A 2,658-nucleotide genomic window follows, 5' to 3' on the forward strand; every position below is an offset into this window, starting at 1 on the left:
CCGCCATGCGCTATGCCTTTGGCGGCCATGTCGGGAAGCCGAAGGCCGGCAAGTGAGGACAGCGGGGGAGACACGCGCATGAGCCAGGAACGGTCCGACACGCTGGTGCTCTTCGGGGCAACCGGCGACCTCGCCCACAAGAAGATATTTCCAGCCCTTTACCAGATGGTCGCCAAGGGCACGCTTACCGAACCGGTGATCGGCGTCGCCTTCGATGCCTGGGACCTCAAGCAACTGCAGGCGCGCGCGCGTGACGGCATCGTCAATGCGCTCGGCAAGATCGACGAAAAAGCGTTCGCCAAATTCGCCTCGCTGCTGCGCTACGTCAGCGGCGACTACCGTGACGGAGCGACGTTCGAGAAACTGAAGAGCGCGCTCGGCACCGCACAGCGACCGCTGCATTACATGGCGGTGCCGCCGACCATGTTCGAGACCGTCGTCCAGGGGCTGGAGCAGTCGGGCACGGCGCATGGCGCGCGGCTGATGGTGGAAAAGCCCTTCGGTCACGATCTGCAATCGGCGCGCTGGCTGAACCGGGTCCTGCATCTGGTGTTCGACGAGCAGTCGATCTTCCGCATCGACCACTACCTGGGCAAGGAAGCGATCCAGAACCTGCTCTATTTCCGCTTCGCCAATTCCCTCCTCGAGCCGATCTGGAACCGCAATTACGTCGAGAGCGTGCAGATCACCATGGCCGAGGATTTCGGCGTCGAGGGACGTGGCCGCTTCTATGACGATGTCGGCTGCATCAGGGACGTCATCGAGAACCATCTGCTCAACATCCTGTTGCTGCTTGCCATGGAGCCGCCTGTCGGCCGCTCCGCCGACGATCTGATCGACGAGAAGGTGCAGGTGCTGCGCGCGATCAGGACGCTGACCAAAGACGATGTCGTGCGCGGCCAGTTCACCGGCTATCTCACTGAACCCGGCGTGGCGCCGAACTCGCCCGTCGAGACCTTCGCGGCGGTGCGTTTCTTCGTCGACACCTGGCGCTGGCAGGACGTGCCGTTTTTCATCCGCGCCGGCAAGAACATGCCGGTGCATGTCACCGAAGTGGTGGTGCGGCTGAAGCGGCCGCCGCTCGATGTCTTCGATCCGATCAAGCCCGCCGACCAGAACTACGTCCGCTTCCGCATCGACCCACAGGTGGTGATCGCCATCGGAGCACAGCGCAAGGCGCCGGGCGACGACATGATCGGCGAGCAGGTCGAACTGACGGCGCTCGACGACTCGAAGGGCGACATGCCGCCCTATGAGCGCTTGATAGGCGACGCCATGAACGGCAACGGCCAGCTGTTCACCCGCCAGGACGCCAGCGAACTGGCCTGGCGCATCGTCGGCCCGGTGCTTGGCGACACCACGCCGCCGCACCTCTACGAGCCGCTGACATGGGGACCGGCGGACGTCATGGCCGGGTTCGGGCCACCCAATGGCTGGATCGATCCGGTGAAGTGAGAGGAACCACGCGATGGCCAAGGCAGTGAAGCAACCAGCATCGGGCACCGAGACGCCGGATACTGAAAAGATCGTGCTCACGATCGACATCGGCGGCTCGCACGTCAAGATCCTCACCAGCGCCGGCGGCGCGGAGCGCCGCGCCGATTCGGGGCCGGGGCTGACGCCGCAACAGATGATCGATACCGTGAAGAAGCTCGCCGAAGGCCTGTCCTACGACGTCGTCTCGATGGGCTATCCCGGTCCGGTCAACCACAACAGGCCGCTCGCCGACCCCGCCAATCTCGGCAAGGGCTGGGCTGGATTCGACTTTGCGGGCGCGTTCGGCAAACCGGTGAAAGTGGTCAATGACGCGCTGATGCAGGCCATCGGCAGCTACGAGGGCGGGCGCATGCTGTTCCTCGGGCTCGGCACCGGGCTCGGTGCGGCGATGATTGCCGACAACGTCGCCCAACCGATGGAACTCGCGCATCTGCCCTACAAGAAGGGCAAGAGCTTCGAGGATTATGTCGGCGAACGCGGCCTGGAAAAGCGCGGCAAGAAGAAATGGCGCAAATACGTCTTCGACGTCGTCGACCGGCTCCGTGCCGCCATGCAGCCTGACTATGTCGTCATTGGCGGCGGCAACGTCGACAAGCTCGATGAATTGCCCGCCGACTCCAGGCGCGGCGACAACACACGCGCCTTCGAAGGCGGGTTTCGTTTGTGGCGCGACAAGGCGCTGATAGTCTGATACTGTTATTGTTTAATATAGTTGTTCAAAATAACGTGTGACCTGCCATCAAGTCGTTGCAATACGCAGATTTGCCGACTAGGAATTCCGCGCTACAACAACGCCAATTCGTCCCGTGGACGCACGAAGGACGCCATAGCATTTTGATTTCGCGCATGATCCTTTCCGGAAGTCGAATCCGATTTTCAGGTCATTCGCTGTAGACGGAGAAATAGAGTGACCGACGATAGCAACAGTGCCCGTAAAGACATCGATCTGCTCGAGCTGACCGCCCACATCGTGTCCGCTTACGTCGAGAAGAACCGCTTGCCTGCCTCCGGCCTGGCCGACCTCATCGCCAGCGTCAGCGCCTCGATAAGCGGGCTCGGCAAGCCTGCGGTCCCGGTGGCTGCCCCGCTGGTCCCGGCGGTCAATCCCAAGAAGTCGGTGACGCCCGATTTCATCATCTGCCTCGAAGACGGCAAGAAGTT

Annotated in this window: 2 protein-coding genes and 1 pseudogene (1 of these 3 only partly in view); all 3 read left to right on the forward strand. The window is 62.4% G+C overall.

Annotation, left to right across the window (positions count from 1 at the left end):
* Positions 1 to 78 precede the first annotated feature (78 nt).
* Complete coding sequence (zwf, locus tag EOA22_RS15705) at positions 79 to 1,455, forward strand: glucose-6-phosphate dehydrogenase (RefSeq protein WP_063169510.1); 1,377 nt, start codon at positions 79 to 81, stop codon at positions 1,453 to 1,455.
* Between the two features lie 13 nt (positions 1,456 to 1,468).
* Positions 1,469 to 2,188: an ROK family protein gene (locus EOA22_RS15710; RefSeq protein WP_063169511.1), complete on the forward strand. Its 720-nt coding sequence runs from the start codon at positions 1,469 to 1,471 to the stop codon at positions 2,186 to 2,188.
* Between the two features lie 216 nt (positions 2,189 to 2,404).
* A pseudogene (locus EOA22_RS15715) lies at positions 2,405 to 2,658 on the forward strand (MucR family transcriptional regulator) (it continues 202 nt past the right edge of the window).

It is taken from the genome of Mesorhizobium sp. M7A.F.Ca.US.014.04.1.1 (assembly GCF_003998745.1).
GTDB lineage: Bacteria > Pseudomonadota > Alphaproteobacteria > Rhizobiales > Rhizobiaceae > Mesorhizobium > Mesorhizobium ciceri.

Bases quoted from the DNA above. Each gene is read 5' to 3' on its own strand.
- EOA22_RS15710 (WP_063169511.1), top strand. From the start codon at position 1,469: ATGGCCAAGGCAGTGAAGCAACCAGCATCGGGCACCGAGACGCCGGAT.
- zwf (WP_063169510.1), top strand. From the start codon at position 79: ATGAGCCAGGAACGGTCCGACACGCTGGTGCTCTTCGGGGCAACCGGC.